This window comes from Pseudolysinimonas sp., from assembly GCF_044239695.1.
Taxonomy (GTDB): domain Bacteria; phylum Actinomycetota; class Actinomycetes; order Actinomycetales; family Microbacteriaceae; genus Pseudolysinimonas_A.
The window spans coordinates 1-15,965 of record NZ_JBIIAW010000071.1; the positions used below are offsets into that span (position 1 = coordinate 1).

Sequence of the window (15,965 nt, forward strand, 5' to 3'; positions counted from 1 at the left end):
CGGATCGTTCCAAGGAACCAGCCCGGCATCGACACAGGCCTGGATGGTGACCGCGCGACGGATGCCGAGCAACGGCCGCCGGTAGAGCCCCGCCTCGCGCGCCATTCCTTGCAGTGAGCTGCCCCCAGACCCGCGGGCGAGCCCGAGCAGCACCGTCTCGGCCTGGTCGTCGAGCGTGTGCCCGAGCAGCACCGCCCTGGCACCGAGTTCGCGCGCGACCGACGACAGGGCGTCGTACCGGGCGGTGCGGGCCGCCGCCTCCGGGCCGCCGTCCGCCCCGACCGTGACCCGCACCACGCGGACGTGGGCGAGCCCCAGGGTCTCGGCCTGCTGCCTCGCCCGCTCGGCCACGGCATCCGATCCGGTCTGCAGCTGATGGTCGACGATCACCGCTCCCGCCCTGCCGGGCGCTTCGAACGCGAGAGCTGCGGCGAGGGCGAGAGAATCCGGCCCGCCGGACAGGGCGGCGAGCACGAGCCCGTCTCCCGGGATCGACGACCGCACGGCCCGACGCACATCGGCGACGGCAGGCGAGAGAGACGGCCGGAAAGAACCCATCGGCTAACGTTAGACCCGCCTTTCGGCCCCGAACTCAGGAGCGTCATGTCCGACAGCTACGCCATCGTCATCGAATGCCCCAAGGGCAGCCGCAACAAGTACGAGATCGACCACGTCACTGGTCGCGTCATGCTCGACCGCGTGCTGTACACCCCGATGGCCTACCCCACCGATTACGGGTTCTTCGAGAACACCCTCGCCGACGACGGCGACCCGCTCGATGTGCTCGTGCTCGGCGAATACCCGCTCTTCCCCGGCATCGGCATGAACGTGCGCGTCGTCGGCGTCTTCAAGATGACGGATGACGGGGGCGGCGACGCGAAGATCATCGCGGTCGCCGCGAAGGACCCGCGCTGGGACCACATCCAGGACATCGGCGACGTGCCGGAGTACAAGATCAAGGAGATCGAGCACTTCTTCGAGCACTACAAGGACCTCGAGCCCGGCAAGTGGGTCAAGACCGAGGGCTGGGGCGACAAGGCCGAAGCCGACGGGATCGTCGCCGCGAGCTACGCGGCGTACGTTCCGAACCACTAGGGGTTTCGATCTCCCCACCGCCTGAACGGCGGCGGGGCCCCAGCTCCGCGGCACTCAACCCGCGGAGCGGAGGGACTAGACGGTACCCTCGTCGCCGATCAGGCAGCCGAAGTTCCCCTGCGTCTGCTGGGTCCAGCCGGACGCCGTTGCGATGCGCTGAGCGGCCGACGAGAGCTGGATGACGCAGTCGCGCCAGCGCACCTCGACCGCGGAACCGGAGTCGCTCTCGAACCCGAACGAACCGAGGGCGATCTGCTGCTCGAGGTCGGTGCGGTCGCTCACCGCGGGGTCGCCGAGGAGGAGACTGACGAACTCCGCGGACCCGGGTCCGGTGACGATCGGCACCGTGCAGCCGAACATGCCGACGGCGTCCTCGGTCGGGGCGACGTTGGTCCCGTCGCCGAACGAGGCGATGATGCCGCCGGCCACCACGGCGACCGTCATCCCTTCAGGCCAGTCGCCGACCATCGCGAGCTGCGAGCTGATGACGCCGGTGGGCTCGAGCAGCGGGTAGATCTCGAGCTGCGAGGTGATCGCGTTGGCGCACTCCTCCTGCACGGCGGCGAAGTCGTCCGGGGCGGCGACGCCGGTCTGCGCCCGCGCGAACGTGAGCTGCAGTCGCACCTCCTCGTCGCCGACCTCGGCGGTCGCCGAGACCCGCAGGAAGGCGCTCCCGGGCAGGGCGTCGACGGTCGTCGGCTGCTGCGTCGGGTCGACGGTGACGGGCGCCGTGGCCGACGGTGACGCCGACTCGCTCGCGGTGGGCGAGGGTGCCGGGCCGCCCGTGGCGCACCCGGCGAGGCCGACCACGGTGAGGACGGCGGCGGTCACGACGGCGAACCGGGTGGAGGGAAGCTTCCTGCGGCGCATCCCCCGATTGTGTCAGCCCGTGGGCCTGCCCACGTAGGGAACCAGGCTGCTCGACCGAACGTTCACGATCCGCACGGGCGCCGAAGGGTTGGGCGCTTCGATCATCTTGCCGCCGCCGAGGTAGATCGCCACGTGCCACTTGCGCGGGTTGGAGGCCGACCCGCCGTCCGCGTAGAACAGCAGATCGCCGCGCTGCGCCTGCGAGAGCGGCACCAGCCGCCCCTGCGCGGCCATGTAGTTGTACTGGTCGGTCGAGGAGTGGGTGCCGATGTAGACGCCGACGGATGCGTAGGACGCCTTGGTGAGGCCCGAGCAGTCCCAGGAGCCGGGGCCCATGCCACCGAACGCGTAGGGCTCCCCGAGCTGGGCGGTGGCGTAGGCGATCGCGCTCTCGACGGCGCTCGACACCGGAGCGGGAGGCGTCGGGTTCGTCGGCGTCGTGGGGTTCGTCGGGGTCGTGGGAGGGGTGACGACCGGAGGCGCCGGGGATCCGGGCGGGTTCGCCGCGAGACCCTCCTGATACTCGCGCTCGACGGCCGCGCTCGTGCCTTTGAGGGTCGCGAGCTGCGCGTACATCCGATCCATGTCGGCCCGCTGGTCGTCGGCCTTCGCCTGCGCGGCCTCCGCGGCCTGCTCCGCGGCGTCGAACTTCTCCTGCGCGGAGTCGGCGAGCTTCTGACGCTGGGTCTCGGCGGCCTTCGCGTCTTTCGCGAGCGCCTGGGCCGTCTTCTTGTCGTAGATGGCGCGTTCCAGGAGCGCGGCCGAGGATGCCGTGAGCCGGTCCGCCGTGCCGAGGCGGGCGAGCAGGGAGTCGGCATCGTCCGCGGAACCGAGCAGCAGCCCGAGGGTGACGTCACCGCCGCCGTTGCGGGCCAGTTGCGCCACGATCACGGCCACCCGCTGCTCCGACTCGTCGGCGCGGTCCTGCGCGGCATCCGACTGGGTCTTCAACTTGTCGAGCTTCGAGGTCGCTTCCTCGAGCGCGGTCTGCGCGAGCGCGTAGTCCTCGCCGAGCTTGAGGGCGGCCTGGTTGAGTTCGGCGGCCTCGGCCTCGAGACGGATGAGGATGCCCTCGATCTCTTCGATCTTCTCGGCGGCGGCGGCCTCGTTCGACCGGGCCTGCTCGACCTCGTCCCAGCTGGGGTAGTCGGGCTGGCGCAACGCCATCGCCGGCATCGGATTCGCGAAGGCGAGCAGCAGGGTCGCCGGCACCCCCGCCGCGACGGCGCGCTTCGTGCGCTTGCGGTCCCCCATGAATGCGTCTCCTCGTGTGGCGTCCCGGCGTCAGCCGAGCGAGATTCCCTGACCGCGCAGATACTGCACGGGGTCGGTGGTGTCCCGGTTGCCGTTGACCCGCACCATGAAGTGCAGGTGGCATCCGGTGGAGTAGCCGGTCGTGCCGACCTTCGCGATCGGCTGACCCGGGTCGACGTCCTGGCCGATGCCGACGCCGATGCCGCCCGGCTGGATGTGGGCGTAGCCCGTCCCGGTGCCGTCGCCGTGATCGATCGCGACGTAGTAGCCCCACGAGCCGTACCAGCCGGCATAGGTGACCGTTCCGCCGTGGGCGGCGTAGATCGTCGCACCGCAGCCGACGCCGGCGAGGTCGGTGCCGGTGTGCCAGGCCTGGGAGTGGTTGATCGGGTCGATCCGCCATCCGTAGTTGCTGGTGATGTACCCGCCGCTCAGCGGACGGGCCCATCCGGTCGCGCTGATCTGGCCGCCGGCGTTCTCGCCAAACTGCGCCTTGATCCCGGCGCTGTACTGGGCGGTCGTCTCGGCGCTGATGCCCGCGAGATAGTCGATCCGCTGCCGCACTTCGGCGATGTCGCGCTGGGTCTGCTCGAGCTTCGCCGCAGCCGCGAGCGCCGCCTCCTGCGCGACCTGGAAGGCCGCCTCGGCCTTGATCCGCAGCTCCTCGAGGATGCCCTGCGCCACCTCGGCCTGGTCGGCGAGGGCGTTCGCACGGTTGCGCAGCTCGATCGCCTTCTCGTAGAGGTCGGCGTAACGGTCGCCGATCACCCGGCTGATCTCGAGGCGGTCGAGCAGCACGTCGGGCGAGCCCGGCGTCGTGAACAGCTGCGGGGTGAGGTCGCCGCCGCGGCCCGACTTGCTCATCTCGGCGATCACCTGGGCGGCGACGGCGTAGGCCTCATCCGCGTCGGTCTGCGCCTGCTCGGTCTGGGCGACGAGCGACTGGGTCTCGATGTTCTGCTTGTCGTACGCGTCCTGCGCCTCGGCGTAGAGCGCGCCCTTCGCGTCGGCCTCGTCCTGGGTGCGCTGCGCCTCGTCCTGCAACCCCTGCAGCTGACTCTGCAGGCTCGCGCTGAGCGCCTTCGCCTGCGCCTCGTTGCGCTTCGCGGCGACGACCTCTTCCCAGGTCGGGTAGTCGGCGACGACGGCGGCGTTCGTGGGCGCGATCCCGCTCAGGGCGGGAAGGAGCGCCAGGATGAAGGCCGCGGCGAGCACGCGGAGACGTCGCGCGACGTTCGTCGACGGCGCGACGCCGGTGGCCCCCCGGCCGGACATTCGTCCCATGATTCCCCGCATCTTCCTGGCCGGCCGAATCACTCGCCGTCACAGGAGCAACTTCGGCAACACTAACAACAAGTCTCAACGGCGACTTGAACCTAGTTCAGGGGGACGAAGGCGCCCGGCTCATCCGCGGGGTGTCCGGCATCCCGGGTTCGCGGACCGCGATTGGTGTTTCCGACGCGCCGACCGTATGCTTGACCCTCGGTTGCTGTGTCGTCTCGCACCTCACGGCCCCATCGTTTAGTGGCCTAGGACACCGCCCTTTCACGGCGGCAGCACGGGTTCGAATCCCGTTGGGGTCACCAAGCACCGGAGCGTCACCCACAATTTCATACGCATGGCCCTGTAGCGCAGTTGGTTAGCGTGCCGCCCTGTCACGGCGGAGGTCGCGGGTTCAAGTCCCGTCAGGGTCGCGGAGTGAAGCCTTTCCGCGAGGGAAGGCTTCTTCCACAATCGGAGTGCATTCGACGGGATGCACTCTGAGGCTCTGTAGCTCAGTTGGTAGAGCGTCCGACTGAAAATCGGAAGGTCACCGGATCGACGCCGGTCGGAGCCACCACGGAAGCCCCCGTAGGTCGACAGAACGACGGGGGTTTCGTCATTTCAGCGAAGCGGGGGCCGCGTGAAGATCGGGATGCTCGCGCCGGTCGCCTGGCGCACCCCGCCCGAGCACTACGGGCCCTGGGAGCGTGTCGCCGGGCTGCTCACCGAAGGTCTCGTCGCCGCCGGCCACGAGGTGACGCTGTTCGCGACGGGCGATTCGATCACGACGGCGGAGCTGGATGCTGTGGTGCCGCGCGGCTACGCGGAAGACGACTCTCTCGACGGACGCGTGCAGGAGGCGCTGCACATCGCCCACGCGCTGTCGCGTTCGGCCGAGTTCGACCTCATCCACAGTCACCTCGACTGGCTGCCGCTCGCCCTCGGCGGCGCGTGGCGGGCCCCGCTCGTCACGACCGTGCACGGCTTCTCGGGGCCGCGGATCCTGCCGGCCTACCGCGCCGGACTCGCGGACCCGCGCACCGCCCACCTCGTCGCCATCTCGGAGACCGACCGGCATCCCTCGCTCGACTACATCGCGACGGTGCACCATGGCATCGACCTGGATGAGTTCACCGCCACCACGGCGACGGGCGATGCGCTGATGATCCTCGGCCGCATCCACCCCGACAAGGGCACGGCGGATGCCATCGCGATCGCCCGCGCCGTCGGCCGCCCGCTGCTCATCGCCGGCATCATCCACGACCAGCGGTACTTCGACGAGCAGGTGGCTCCGCACGTCGACGGCGACCGGGTGCGCTACCTGGGGTCGATCGGCGGGCTCGAGCGGAACCGGACTCTGGGGTCGGTCTCCGCTCTGTTGCATCCGATCCATTTCGACGAGCCGTTCGGGCTCTCGGTCGTCGAGGCGATGGCCTGCGGCACCCCGGTGATCGCCTACCGCCGCGGGTCGATGGCGGAGGTGATCGACGACGGAGTCACGGGATTCTCGGTCACCGGGATCGACGAGGCGATCACCGCCGTCGGCCATGCCGCCGCTCTCGACCGCCGCGTCGTGCGGGCGACGGCGGAGCGCCGGTTCGGCGTCGCCCGGATGGTCGAGGAGTACCTCGCGGTCTACCGCCGCGTCATCGGCGCGGACGTCGAGCCGATCACTCGATGATGTTGACGGCCCGGGCGATCACCAGCGCGAGCAGCACGAACCCGGTGAGCGACTCGTAGCCCATGAGCGCCTTCGCCCGGCGGGTGAGCGGCATGACGTCGGTCGGGCTGAACGCCATCATCGAGCTCAGCGAGAAGGAGAGGTAGTCGAAGAACTCCGGGCGCCAGCGCGGGTCGAGTCCGGGCGAGCCGTCCTCCTGCGGGAAGCGGAAGTCCATCGGGGCGTCGTCGCGCACGCCTTCGAAGCGTCGCGCGTAGGGCCCGCCGCGGTCGATCTCCCAGAACACGATCGCAAAGGCGATGACGTTCGTCGCCCAGACGCCGGCGGCGACGTACACGACGGTGACCCCGACGCCGCGGCCGTTCAGCAGCTGGTCGAGGATCTGCACGATGTAGACCTGGTTGACGAGCACGAGCCCGATCGCGATGCCCACGCCGAGTCCGCGCGACCACGACGTCTCACGGCCCAGCCGCCGCGGGTTGAGCACGACGAGCGGGATGTAGGCCGCGAGTGCCACGGCGGGGATCACCCAGGACGGGAGCCCGGGGAAGAGATCGGGCAGGAACAGGTAGACGGCCAGCGCGAGGCTGATCGCGAGGGCGACCGGCCAGCGGTGCTCGGGCTTCGCTGCCGCCTGCACGGTGGAGGGAGTCCGGCTCATGGTGCGAGTATGCCTCGCCGTGACGGTGGCGGTCTCTACCGTGGGGGCATGGATGTCATCCTGATCCCCGGCTTCTGGCTCGACGCGACCGCCTGGGACGACATCGTTCCCGCCCTCCGCGCCGCCGGCCACGAACCGAAGGCGCTTACCCTCCCCGGACTCGTGCCCGCCGACCCGGAGGTGGGGCTGCGCGACCAGATCGACTTCGTCGTGGATGAGGTGGATGCCGTCGCCGGCCCCGTCGTGCTGGTCGGGCACTCTGGCGGGGGCGCCGTCGCGCACGGCGTCGTGGATGCCCGTCCCGATCGCATCGCGAAGGTGATCTACGTTGACGCGGGTCCCCTCCGCGACGGCGGCGTCATCAACGACGAGTTCGAGGCGGAGGACGGCATGGTGCCGCTGCCGAACAAGATGGTCTTCGACGACGAGACCGTCGCCGACATGGATGACGCCATCTGGGCGGCGTTCGCCGCGCGGGCGCTGCCCGTCCCCGAGAAGGTCGCGACCGAGAAGCAGGTTCTCTCCGACCCGCGTCGTTACGACGTGCCGGTCACCGTCATCACGAGCGAGATGTCGGAGGCGACGCTGCGCGAGCTGATGGCCGCCGGCCACCCGTACGTCGCGGAACTCGCCGCCGTGAAGCACGCCGAGATCGTCGAACTGCCGACGGGGCATTGGCCCATGTTCACCAAGCCCGCCGAACTCGCCGCCCTGATCGTGCGGGCACTGCCCGGGTAACCATCGGGTCTGGTTTCGATACGCGTGCCGCTGCGCGGCGCGCTACTCAACCCGCGACGCGAGCGTCACCGCTTGGGCGCGGTCTCCTCGACCGGTGCCTTGCCGCTGGCGCGGAGGTCGGCGTAGTAGGCGCGGGCCTCGTCCTGGCGCTGCTTCTCGGCACCGGTCGCGATCGGCGCCCGCAGGTGCTCGGGCGCGAAACCGAACGCGTCGACGAGGTCGAGCGCGTGCGCGCGCAGGCGCGGCAGCAGCCGGTCGTCGATGTAGTCGGTGATCGCGGTGGCGCGCGCGGTCGAGAGCCGGCCGTTGATGAGGTACCAGGCGGCGTGCTTCTCGATCAGGGTGAACCCGAAGAGGTCGCGCAGCCAGGTGAGAACCTTCTTCGTACCTTCATCCGCGATCCCGTCGAGGGCGTCGGAGAAGGCCTCCCATTCGAGCAGCTCGGCGTGCGCGTAGGCGGCCTCGATGAGCTCGTTCTGGTTGGCGTTGAACAGCGCCGCGGCCTCCGCCGTCGACAACTGGCCGACCCCCTTGAGGCGCCCGGCGATCTCGGCGACCATCGTGTGCACGCGGTCGGTGAGCAGCTGACGCTGAGCATCGGCGCCCCGGACGAACCCGATCGACCGGGCGCGGGAGCCGAAGTCGACGATGCTTTGCCCGAACGCCCGCAGCCCCGAGCGGTTCACCGCCGCTTCGCCGACCTGGGTCGCGACGAGATTCGCGATGGCCGCAGCATCCGCGTTCTTGAAGCCCTTCGCGTAGTCGGCGAGCAGGCGCTTCGCGACGAGCTGGAGCAGCACGTTGTTGTCGCCCTCGAAGGTCACGTAGATGTCGAGGTCCTGGCGCAGCTGGGTGAAGCGGTTCTCGGCGAGGAAGCCGGCGCCGCCGCACGCCTCGCGCGACTCCTGGAGGATGTCGAGCGCGGACCATGTCGAGAACGACTTCAGCGCCGCCGCGAGGGTCTCGAGCTCCTGGCGGTCGTCATCCGTCGCCTTCTCGCCGCTGAAGACGGCGTGGAACTTCTCGAGCAGCCGCTCGTGCGCGAACGACATCGCATAGGTCGTGGCGAGGCGGCTGAGCAGGCGGCGCTGGTGGCGCTGGTAGTCCAGCAGCACGATCTCCTCCCCGTCTTTGCCGTCGGCGAACTGGCGACGCTCGGAGCCGTAGGTGATCGCGATCTTCAGCGCCAGCTTCGAGGCGACCACCGCGGCGCCGTCGAGGGAGACGCGGCCCTGCACGAGGGTGCCGATCATCGTGAAGAAGCGGCGACCGGGGCTCGCGATGCTCGAGGTGTACACGCCGTTCTCGTCGACGTTGCCGTAGCGGTTGAGCAGGTTGGTGCGCGGCACCCGCACACCGGTGAAGTGCAGGCGGCCGTTGTCGATGCCGTTGAGTCCGCCCTTGAGCCCGTCGTCGTCGCCGCCCACGCCGGGCAGGAACTGCTCGCCGTCGCGGATCGGCACGTAGAGCGCGTGCACGCCGTGGTTGACCCCGGCGACGATCAGCTGGGCGAAGACGACCGCGGCCTGCCCGTGCAGGGCGGCGTTGCCGAGGTAGTCCTTCCAGGCGGCGCGGAACGGGGTCTCGATCACGAACTCGTCGGAGGCGGGATCGTAGGTCGCGGTGGTGCCGATGCTCGAGACATCCGAGCCGTGCCCGGTCTCGGTCATCGCGAACGCGCCGGGCACGGCGAGGCTCATCGCGCCGGGGAGGAAGGCGTCGTGGTGGTGCTCGGTGCCGAGGTGCAGGATGGCGGCAGCGAACAGACCCCACTGCACGCCCGACTTGATCTGCAGCGACGGGTCGGCGATCGCGATCTCCTCGAACTGGGCGAGGTTGCCGCCGTGGTCGTCGAAGCCGCCGAGCCGGGCCGGGAAGGCCCGCAGCACGCTCTTCTCCTCGACGAGGCGCTTCAGTTGGCCGAGCACGCGCACCCGATGGTCGTCCATCGACTGACCCGGGATGCGGTGGAACTCCTCGCGCTTCATCAGCTCGCGCGAGGCGAGGCGCACGTCCTTCCACCGGCCGAGCAGCGTCTCGCCGAGAGCGGCGACGTCGATGTTCAGGTCGGCGGGCGCCGAGTCGGTGGTGCGGTCCACGAGATCCGTCATGACGACACGGTACGTCCGGGTTCCCCGGGGGTGGGGAATCGTCGTCGAGGGCTACGAAACCGCCCGGGGAGGGGTCACGAAGCGTTGTGGATACTCGACAACTCGGGATGCCGCCCTTGGGAGCAGTCCTACAGGGGTTCGCCCGTGCCTCGCGCACGCTTTCGGGCCCGTACCGCCACGACGAGACCGACGACGGAGGCGACGATCGCGAGCCCACCGACGACCAGCGCCTCGGTGAGCAGCACGTCGAAGGCTCCTCCCGCGCGCTCAAGGTCTCGTGACGCGGCCTCGAGCTGCGCCGAATCCTGCTCGAGCGCGAGGTCGAACGCGGCGCTCGCCGCCGAGCTGACGGCGATCCCCAGTCCCGCGAGCCCGATCGCGACGAACAGCAGCACGACCGAGACGAGGGCCCAGCGCCGAACGATTGCCGACGGTCGCGGCCAGACGCGTCCGACCGTCACAGCTCCGAGCCCGAGGCCGCGAAGGTGTCGCACGAGCCGACGCCCTCCGTGAAGCCGGCGTTGAACCACTTCTGCCGCGACTCGCTCGAGCCGTGCGTCCAGGTCTCGGGGTTCACGTTGCCGTCGCCGAGGTTCTCCTGGATGTAGTCGTCGCCGACGACGTTCGCGGCGTTGAGGGCGTCGGTGATCTCGGCCGCCGTCGGCTCCTGGAGCAGCGCGATGCCGCTCGTATCCTCGGTGTCGCTCGACGCCGCAACCCAGGCGCCGGCGTAGCAGTCCGCCTGCAGCTCGAGGCGTACGCCGTCGGACGTCGGACCCGCATCCTGGAGGTCGAGGCCGTCCATGGTGCCGACGATGTTCTGGATGTGGTGACCCCACTCGTGCGCGACGATGTACATCTGCGCGAGGTTGCCGCCGCTCGCGCCGAACTGCGTGCGCAGCTGCTCGAAGAACGTGGTGTCGATGTAGACCTTCTGGTCGGGCGGGCAGTAGAACGGCCCGACGGCGCTCGTCGCGTTGCCGCAGCCAGTGCTCACCGAACCGCTGAACAGCACCAGCTCCGGGGGTGCGTAGCCGTCGACCTGGGTCTCCCAGTAGAGGTCGAGCGACGTCGCCGCGCCGACCATCCGGCACTCGACGTTCTCGTTCGCGTCCTCGCCGGTCTCGCAGGCAGCAAGGTCGCCGGTCTGGTCGGTGCCCTGCTCGGTGCCGGACCCGCCGCCAAGAATCGGGGCCAGCCCGGTCAGGTCGACGCCGGTGAGCTGAGAGACGACGAGCAGTGCGATGACGATCAGGCCACCGCCGCCGGCGCCGATCGCGGCGTTACGTCCGCGCTTCGAGACGCGACCGCCCCGGATGTCGGCGTCGTCGTTGAAGGTCATGGATGAACGCTACCGGCTCAGGCGCCTTCGCCTTCGGCCGCGGCCACCACCTCGAGCACGCCCGGCCCGTAGGCGTCGAGCTTCTTCTCGCCGACGCCGCTGATCGTGCCGAGCTCCTCGAGCGACCCGGGCTTCGTCACCGCGATGCCACGCAGCGTGGCGTCGCCGAACACGATGTAGGCCGGAACGCCCTGCTCACGCGCGACCCCCGCCCGCCACTCGCGCAGCTTCTCGAACAGGCCGCGGGCGGCATCCGGCAGTTCCGCTCCCCCGGTGCGCTTCGCGGCACGCGCCTTGCGCTCCGGCTCCCGGCGCAGCATCACCTGGCGCGACCCGTCGAGCACGTCGGCGGCGGTCGGCGAGATCACCAGGGTGCCGTAGCCGTCGGCGCTCACCGTGAGCAGTCCCTGCGCGAGCAACTGCCGCACGACGCCGCGCCACTCCTGCTCGCCGAGCTCGGTGCCGATGCCGAACGTCTTCAATTCGTCGTGCCGGTTCGAGCGCACCCGCTCGGTCTCCTTGCCGAGCAGGATGTCGATCAGCTGACCGGCCCCGAAACGCTGGTTGCGCTCACGCTGCAGCCGCACGACGGTCGACAGCAGCTTCTGCGCCGGGATCGTGCCGTCGAACGCCTCGGGCGGCGAGAGGCAGGTGTCGCAGTTGCCGCACGCCTCGCTCTGCTGCCCGAAGTAGCCCAGCAGCTGCACCCGTCGGCACGACACCGTCTCGCAGAGCGCGAGCATCGCGTCGAGGTGCTGGCCCATGCGCTGCTTGTGCGCGCGGTCGCCCTCGCCCTCGTCGATCATGCGGCGCTGCTGCACGACGTCTTGCAGCCCATAGGCGAGCCAGGCGGTCGACGGCAGACCGTCACGTCCGGCGCGCCCGGTCTCCTGGTAGTAGCCCTCGACGCTCTTCGGCAGGTCGAGGTGCGCGACGAAGCGCACGTCGGGCTTGTCGATGCCCATGCCGAACGCGATCGTCGCGACCATGACGATGCCGTCTTCGCGCAGGAACCGCGACTGGTTGCGCGACCGCACTCCGGCGTCGAGACCCGCGTGATAGGGCAGGGCCGGGATGCCCTCCGCGACGAGTGCGTCGGCGGTCTTCTCGACGCTCGCCCGCGAGAGGCAGTAGACGATGCCCGCGTCGCCGGGGTGCTCGCTCTTCAGCAACGACAGCAGTTGCCCGAACGGCTGGTTCTTCGGGTCGATGCGGTACTGGATGTTGGGCCGGTCGAACGACGACACGAACCACTTGGCGTCGCGCAGATCGAGGCGCTCGGCGATCTCCCGGCGCGTGGCCTCGGTCGCCGTCGCGGTGAGGGCGATGCGGGGCACCGAAGGCCAGCGCTCGTGCAGCACCGAGAGCAGCAGATAGTCGGGCCGGAAGTCGTGGCCCCACTGCGAGACGCAGTGCGCTTCGTCGATCGCGAAGAGGGCGACATCCACCCGGTCGAGCAGGGCGAGGGTCTGCTGCAGCTTGAGCCGCTCGGGCGCGAGGTAGAGCAGGTCGATCTCGCCGTCGAGCAGCGCGGTCTCGACGCGGTGCCGCTCGGCCGCGTCCTGCGTCGAGTTGAGGAACGCCGCACGCACGCCGACGGCGGAGAGAGCATCCACCTGGTCCTGCATGAGGGCGATGAGCGGCGAGACGACGACGCCGGTGCCCGACCGAACGAGCGCGGGGATCTGGTAGCACAGCGACTTGCCGCCGCCGGTGGGCATGAGCACGAGGGCATCGCCGCCGGAGACGACGCGGTCGATGATCGCCGCCTGCTCGCCGCGGAAGTCGGCGTAGCCGAACACCCGGCGCAGGATGTCGACGGCGGCCTCGGGCGCGGGCGCGGTGGAGGTCGTCACGCGCCCACCTTATGTCGCGCCACCGATCGAACGGCCGGCCCTGGGGATGCGGGCCGGCCGTTCGGAGGTGGGGTGGGTTCAGTCGACGCGGCTCAGTACACGCGACTCAGTACACGAGGACGAGCGTCGCCGTGCGCGCATCCTCGTACGCGGCGGTTCCGGTGAACCGCAGGTTGAGCACGTGGATGCCGCGGCCCAGCGCACCGGACGGCACCTCGATGCGTCCCCCGTCCGCCGTGGTCACCTCGACCGTGCCGACGAGCGTGCGCCCGTCGTACAGCTCGACCGTACCGACCGGAGCCGAGCCGTCGGACGCCCGCACGTACACGTTGACGTCCACCGACGATCCGCGCCGCACGAGGAATCTGTCGGGCCAGGCGAGCGCCCAGGTGCCGACCGCCTCGACGGCCGGCTCAGCGACGGTGATCGGGACGTCGACCGCCGTTCCGCCGGGACCGGTGATCGTGAGCGACTGCGGTCCGCTGACACCCTCCGGGATCTCGAAGGTCACGGTGGCCGAGCCCTGCTCGTCGAACGCGTCGGTGATCGCGAACGCCACCGGCGCGCTGCCGAGGGTCTCGCCGCCGAGCAGCACGGCGGCGTCACCCGCCGTCGGCCCGCCGCGGCTGAAGAGCAGGGACGACAGCGTCGCCGTCACCTCCTCGCCCGGCAGGTAGCCCTCGGCCGACGCCGGCGCGGTCACCTGGACGCCGACGGAGCGCTGTGCCAGGTCGGGCGTCACCGGGGTGTTCGCCCCGAGGTAGTCCACGAAAGCGGTGAGGTCGATGCGGCCGGAATCCGCCTTGTTCGCGCCCTGGGCGAGGGTGACGAAGTTGTCGCCGCCCGCCGCGAGGAACGAGTTCGCCACCACCTTGATGACGGCGGCGTCCGCGACCGGGGCCCCGTCGAGCGTCATCGTGGAGATGCGCGACCCGGCGGCGGCCGCGGGGTCGTAGGTGTACTCGAAGCCGGCCGACATCCCGAGCTTCAGGAACGGCCGGCTCGACCCCGCGGGCTGCCACTGCTCCTCGAGCACCTGGCGCAACTGGGCGCCGGTCAGCTCGAACGTGACGAGGGTGTTCGCGAACGGCTGCACGAGCGCCGCCTCGCGGTAGGTCACGTTGCCGGCCGGGTCGTTCGCACCCGACGCGGCGTAGACCAGATCGGCCCGGATGCCGCCCGGATTCATGATCGCGAGTTGCGTTCCGAGATCCTGCGTCGCGGCGAGCTGCGCATCGGCGATGAGGTTGCCGATCGTCGACTCGGCCCCCCGGTTCTCCGAGGTGCCGTTCGACTGCACGCCGCGTGTGATGTCGGTCGACACCTCGCCGAGCGAGACGCTGCCCAACTGGTTCGCGACGGCGACGGCCTCCGCGACGATCGCCGCGACCGCCGGGTCGGGCGTGAACGCCGGGGTGGTCACGAGCGGCAGGACTTCCGCCGAGATCGACAGCAGTTCGCCGGTGTCGGGGTCGACGCTGATCGTCGTGTGGCCGTAGGCGACCCCGTACTCGCCGGACATGAGCACCGGGCGGGTGCGGTCGGTGCCCGGGATCGGCACGTCGTGATCGAACTGGAGGTGCGTGTGACCGCCGACGATCGCGTCGATGTCGGCGCTGGCCCCGAGCACGATCTCACCGAAAGCCGAGCCCGGATCGGTCGCGCTCTCGTAGGCCGCCGTGGCCGGGCCCTCGTGCACGAGCAGGATGACGACATCCGCTTCGCCGTTCGCGGGGTCGCCGTCGGAGAGCGCCGCGGCCACCCGGTTCACCTCCGGCACGATCGGGCGCACCTCGAGGGTCGCGATGCCGTCGGGGCTGACCAGCGACGGCAGCTCTTCCGTGACGGCACCGACGAAGCCGATCGACACCCCGCCGGTCTCGACGACCGAGTACTCCTCGAACGCCGGCACGCCCGCCGCGCGGTCGTAGAGGTTCGCGGCGAGGTACGGCCAGTCGGCCTCGTCCTCGATGCGCGCGATGTCGCCGCGGCCCTGGTCGAACTCGTGGTTGCCGAACGCCGAGACGTCGAGGCCGATCGCGTTGAGCGCGTCGATCGTCGGCTGGTCATCCTGGATGAACGAGGTGAAGGTGGAGGCGCCGATGAGGTCGCCCGCCGCCGCGAAGATCGTGTTCGGGTTGGCGGCCTCGTAGGAATCCACCATCCCGCCCAGCGTCGCGGCACCCGCCACGGGCGGCGCGGCCTCGAGCCGCCCGTGGAAGTCGTTGATCGTCAGCAGGTCGACCTCGACGGCGCCTTCGACAACCGGGTCGGCCGCCGCGGCCGGGAGGACGCTGATCGGGGCGACGACGAGAGCCGCCGCCGCGAGGAGGGCGGCGCTGACGCGCGCGGAACGGGGGGATGTCGACATGGATCGGTTCTCCGGATGCTTGTGGCTGACGGGGTGGGATCGGGCGTCGGGTTACCCCCGTTCGGGGGCCACCTCCGACGCTACGTCGACCGGTGCCGGATGACAACCCCGCTACGGTGAACGGATGCTGGCGATCGTCGTGGGACTGGCGAGCGCCCTCACCTACGGCGTCGCCGACTTCTTCGGGGGCTTGGCCGCGAAGCGCACGGCATCCGTCGTCGTCACCGCCTTCGCCGCCCTCGTCGGGCTCGCCGTCATGCTGCCGTTCGCGTTCCTCGTGCCCGCGCGCGCGTCCTGGGAGGCGTTCCTCTGGGGCGGGCTCTCCGGCGTCACCGGCGCGGCCGCGATCTTCCTGCTCTACGCGGCGCTCGCGATCGGGCCGATGAGCATCCTGTCGCCGCTCACCGCCGTCCTCTCCGCCCTCGTGCCGATGACGTGGGGACTGATCAGCGGGGAGCGACTGCCGTGGTGGGGCTACCTCGCACTCGCCGGTGTGCTGCTCGCGATCGTGCTCGTCGGGTTCGTGCCCGAGAAGGGCGCCGTGCGGCCGCGGCTGCGCGGCATCCTCTACGCGACGTTCTCGGGACTGCTGATCGGCGCGTTCTTCATCCTCGTCGACCGCGCCCCCGCCGACTCCGGGCTGCTGCCGATCGTCGCCAACCGGGCGGTGAGCGGGTCGATCCTGCTCGTCGTGCTGCTCATGCTGGTCGTGCTCGCCCGGCG

The 15,965-nt window shown here is 70.4% G+C and carries 14 protein-coding genes and 3 tRNA genes; 7 read left to right on the forward strand and 10 right to left on the reverse strand.

What is annotated here, in order from left to right; genetic code table 11:
* The coding region (gene tilS, locus ACILQS_RS11220; RefSeq protein ID WP_395640214.1) for a tRNA lysidine(34) synthetase TilS at positions 1-558 on the reverse strand (558 nt) is incomplete at its 3' end.
* 45 nt (positions 559-603) lie between these two features.
* Here tilS and ACILQS_RS11225 point away from each other — a divergent pair.
* Positions 604-1,095, forward strand: coding sequence for an inorganic diphosphatase (locus ACILQS_RS11225; RefSeq protein WP_395640215.1), 492 nt, complete (start codon positions 604-606; stop codon positions 1,093-1,095).
* Positions 1,096-1,170: 75 nt separating this feature from the next.
* Here the strand turns inward: ACILQS_RS11225 and ACILQS_RS11230 are convergent, their stop codons facing one another.
* Genes ACILQS_RS11230 through ACILQS_RS11240 form a run of 3 tightly spaced genes read right to left on the reverse strand, consistent with a single transcriptional unit; the run spans position 1,171 to position 4,494 of the window.
* Positions 1,171-1,965: a hypothetical protein gene (locus ACILQS_RS11230; protein WP_395640216.1), complete on the reverse strand. Its 795-nt coding sequence runs from the start codon at positions 1,963-1,965 to the stop codon at positions 1,171-1,173.
* A gap of 12 nt (positions 1,966-1,977) precedes the next feature.
* Entirely contained in the window at positions 1,978-3,219 is a 1,242-nt protein-coding gene (locus tag ACILQS_RS11235; RefSeq protein ID WP_395640217.1) for an NlpC/P60 family protein, read from the reverse strand.
* Positions 3,220-3,249: 30 nt separating this feature from the next.
* Positions 3,250-4,494, reverse strand: coding sequence for a peptidoglycan DD-metalloendopeptidase family protein (locus ACILQS_RS11240; protein ID WP_395640218.1), 1,245 nt, complete (start codon positions 4,492-4,494; stop codon positions 3,250-3,252).
* Between the two features lie 235 nt (positions 4,495-4,729).
* On the opposite strand from ACILQS_RS11240, the gene ACILQS_RS11245 reads away from it, so the two are divergent.
* The 4 genes from ACILQS_RS11245 to ACILQS_RS11260 all read left to right on the forward strand — a co-directional run bounded on the left by ACILQS_RS11245 (position 4,730) and on the right by ACILQS_RS11260 (position 6,163).
* A tRNA-Glu gene (locus tag ACILQS_RS11245) sits at positions 4,730-4,805 on the forward strand.
* A 34-nt stretch (positions 4,806-4,839) separates the two neighbouring features.
* Positions 4,840-4,913, forward strand: a tRNA-Asp gene (locus ACILQS_RS11250).
* 70 nt (positions 4,914-4,983) lie between these two features.
* Positions 4,984-5,059: transfer RNA gene (locus tag ACILQS_RS11255), tRNA-Phe, on the forward strand.
* A 63-nt stretch (positions 5,060-5,122) separates the two neighbouring features.
* Positions 5,123-6,163: a glycosyltransferase family 4 protein gene (locus tag ACILQS_RS11260; RefSeq protein WP_395640219.1), complete on the forward strand. Its 1,041-nt coding sequence runs from the start codon at positions 5,123-5,125 to the stop codon at positions 6,161-6,163.
* Here the strand turns inward: ACILQS_RS11260 and ACILQS_RS11265 are convergent.
* Positions 6,153-6,824: a hypothetical protein gene (locus tag ACILQS_RS11265; RefSeq protein WP_395640220.1), complete on the reverse strand. Its 672-nt coding sequence runs from the start codon at positions 6,822-6,824 to the stop codon at positions 6,153-6,155. The genes ACILQS_RS11260 and ACILQS_RS11265 overlap by 11 nt on opposite strands.
* 48 nt (positions 6,825-6,872) lie before the next feature.
* Here ACILQS_RS11265 and ACILQS_RS11270 point away from each other — a divergent pair, with 48 nt between their 5' ends.
* Positions 6,873-7,562: an alpha/beta fold hydrolase gene (locus ACILQS_RS11270; RefSeq protein ID WP_395640221.1), complete on the forward strand. Its 690-nt coding sequence runs from the start codon at positions 6,873-6,875 to the stop codon at positions 7,560-7,562.
* A 65-nt stretch (positions 7,563-7,627) separates the two neighbouring features.
* On the opposite strand, the gene ACILQS_RS11275 is transcribed toward ACILQS_RS11270, so the two are convergent.
* The 5 genes from ACILQS_RS11275 to ACILQS_RS11295 form a co-directional block, all read right to left on the reverse strand.
* Positions 7,628-9,673: an acyl-CoA dehydrogenase gene (locus ACILQS_RS11275; protein ID WP_395640222.1), complete on the reverse strand. Its 2,046-nt coding sequence runs from the start codon at positions 9,671-9,673 to the stop codon at positions 7,628-7,630.
* Between the two features lie 128 nt (positions 9,674-9,801).
* Positions 9,802-10,134, reverse strand: a complete 333-nt coding sequence (locus ACILQS_RS11280; protein ID WP_395640223.1) for a hypothetical protein — start codon at positions 10,132-10,134, stop codon at positions 9,802-9,804.
* Positions 10,131-11,015: a neutral zinc metallopeptidase gene (locus ACILQS_RS11285; protein WP_395640224.1), complete on the reverse strand. Its 885-nt coding sequence runs from the start codon at positions 11,013-11,015 to the stop codon at positions 10,131-10,133. The genes ACILQS_RS11280 and ACILQS_RS11285 overlap by 4 nt, the downstream gene beginning before the upstream one ends.
* A 17-nt stretch (positions 11,016-11,032) precedes the next feature.
* Positions 11,033-12,871, reverse strand: a complete 1,839-nt coding sequence (recQ, locus tag ACILQS_RS11290; RefSeq protein ID WP_395640225.1) for a DNA helicase RecQ — start codon at positions 12,869-12,871, stop codon at positions 11,033-11,035.
* Positions 12,872-12,977: 106 nt separating this feature from the next.
* On the reverse strand, positions 12,978-15,242 hold the full coding sequence (locus ACILQS_RS11295; RefSeq protein ID WP_395640226.1) for a 5'-nucleotidase C-terminal domain-containing protein: 2,265 nt from the start codon (positions 15,240-15,242) through the stop codon (positions 12,978-12,980).
* A gap of 124 nt (positions 15,243-15,366) precedes the next feature.
* On the opposite strand from ACILQS_RS11295, the gene ACILQS_RS11300 reads away from it, so the two are divergent.
* On the forward strand, positions 15,367-15,965 hold a 599-nt coding region (locus ACILQS_RS11300; RefSeq protein WP_395640227.1), incomplete at its 3' end, for an EamA family transporter.

What these genes read in the sequence shown, in the direction of transcription:
- ACILQS_RS11225 (WP_395640215.1), top strand. Translation starts at nt 604, where the DNA reads ATGTCCGACAGCTACGCCATCGTCATCGAATGCCCCAAGGGCAGCCGC.
- ACILQS_RS11230 (WP_395640216.1), bottom strand. Translation starts at nt 1,965, where the DNA reads ATGCGCCGCAGGAAGCTTCCCTCCACCCGGTTCGCCGTCGTGACCGCC.
- ACILQS_RS11235 (WP_395640217.1), bottom strand. Translation starts at nt 3,219, where the DNA reads ATGGGGGACCGCAAGCGCACGAAGCGCGCCGTCGCGGCGGGGGTGCCG.
- ACILQS_RS11240 (WP_395640218.1), bottom strand. Translation starts at nt 4,494, where the DNA reads ATGTCCGGCCGGGGGGCCACCGGCGTCGCGCCGTCGACGAACGTCGCG.
- ACILQS_RS11265 (WP_395640220.1), bottom strand. Translation starts at nt 6,824, where the DNA reads ATGAGCCGGACTCCCTCCACCGTGCAGGCGGCAGCGAAGCCCGAGCAC.
- ACILQS_RS11270 (WP_395640221.1), top strand. Translation starts at nt 6,873, where the DNA reads ATGGATGTCATCCTGATCCCCGGCTTCTGGCTCGACGCGACCGCCTGG.
- ACILQS_RS11275 (WP_395640222.1), bottom strand. Translation starts at nt 9,673, where the DNA reads ATGACGGATCTCGTGGACCGCACCACCGACTCGGCGCCCGCCGACCTG.
- ACILQS_RS11285 (WP_395640224.1), bottom strand. Translation starts at nt 11,015, where the DNA reads ATGACCTTCAACGACGACGCCGACATCCGGGGCGGTCGCGTCTCGAAG.
- ACILQS_RS11295 (WP_395640226.1), bottom strand. Translation starts at nt 15,242, where the DNA reads ATGTCGACATCCCCCCGTTCCGCGCGCGTCAGCGCCGCCCTCCTCGCG.